Raw genomic sequence first — 1,085 nt, forward strand, 5'->3', positions numbered from 1 at the left:
CGCTATGACCGACTGCTCCGCTACGTCCGCAGGTCCTCCGACCGGCTGGACCTGGGACAGGACCAGCTGAGCCGCGGGCTCGCGGAGGTCTACGTCTACCGCAACGGCCCGTTCAGGAAGCGGGCCACCTACGAACGCGTGGAGCAGGCGGCGCAGCACGCGCGCGTCGGGATCTGGACGTGGTGCTGACCCGGTCGGGCGGCTGACCGGTCAGCCGAGCGGACCGGCCACCACCGTTCCCCGGGCGATACGCAGGTCCCCGCCGTCGTCGGAACCGACCTGTTCGAGGTCGGCCGACCGTGCCAGCCACGGCACGCCCCCGGTGCAGGCCAGGGCAGCCTGGAGGTCCACGACGGGTCGCGCACCCTCGTCGGGCACCGTCGCCTCCCGGTCACCCACCCGGACCTGCAGGTGGCCCGGCCCTTCCTGCTCGTCGTGCGTACGCCAGATGACGGCCGGCCCGTCGCACCCCGACGCCGTCATGAAGCTCAGGCCACCGCCGATCTCGGAGTCCGACATCTCGACCGGGGCCTCGCCGAGACGGACGACCGCACCGTCCGGGCCACGGGTGAGCAGTGCCTGCCGTGTCGGCACGGTCGTGGGACCGGCCGCACCCTCGACCTGCTGGCCGGCCTCGTCCTGGATCCAGGTGAGCCGGACTCCCTTGCCGTCGGCCACGACCCGCATGTCGGTGGCCCCGTCGTGAGACCAGCGCTCCGTGAAGCCCCCGGTCGTGCCGCCGCGGCGCAGCAGGTGGTACTCCGTCGCCCAGTAGTACTGCGTGTCGAAGGTGGACTGCCACGTGGCGGAGATCGTGCCGACCAGCAGTGCCTCGCCGCCACCGGGGAGCGCCACGATCTGCGCTGCCTCGGTGGCGATGTCGTCGAGCGGCACCGGTATGGGGTCTGTCCACGTGCCGCCTGCCGGCAGGTACGAGACCTGCACCGGTCCCCCGCCGCCGCGATTCGTGCCCGTCGTGGCCAGGTGCACGCCGCCGTCCTCGTCGAGCGCCATCGAGCCGGCGTCGTACGACGACAGGTCGGTGACGTTCCAGTCCTCTCCCGCCGGCCGCAGGGCCAGCACGC

Annotated in this window: 2 protein-coding genes; one reads left to right on the forward strand and one right to left on the reverse strand. The window is 72.8% G+C overall.

Annotated elements, in window-relative coordinates:
• The coding region (locus ACOADB_RS00370; protein ID WP_378595937.1) for a thermonuclease family protein at positions 1 to 189 on the forward strand (189 nt) is incomplete at its 5' end.
• A 21-nt stretch (positions 190 to 210) separates the two neighbouring features.
• On the opposite strand, the gene ACOADB_RS00375 is transcribed toward ACOADB_RS00370, so the two are convergent.
• Positions 211 to 1,085: hypothetical protein (locus tag ACOADB_RS00375; RefSeq protein ID WP_378595938.1), on the reverse strand; the 875-nt coding region annotated here is incomplete at its 5' end.

Source organism: Nocardioides sp. CPCC 206348 (genome assembly GCF_048654705.1).
Classification (GTDB): Bacteria; Actinomycetota; Actinomycetes; order Propionibacteriales; family Nocardioidaceae; genus Nocardioides.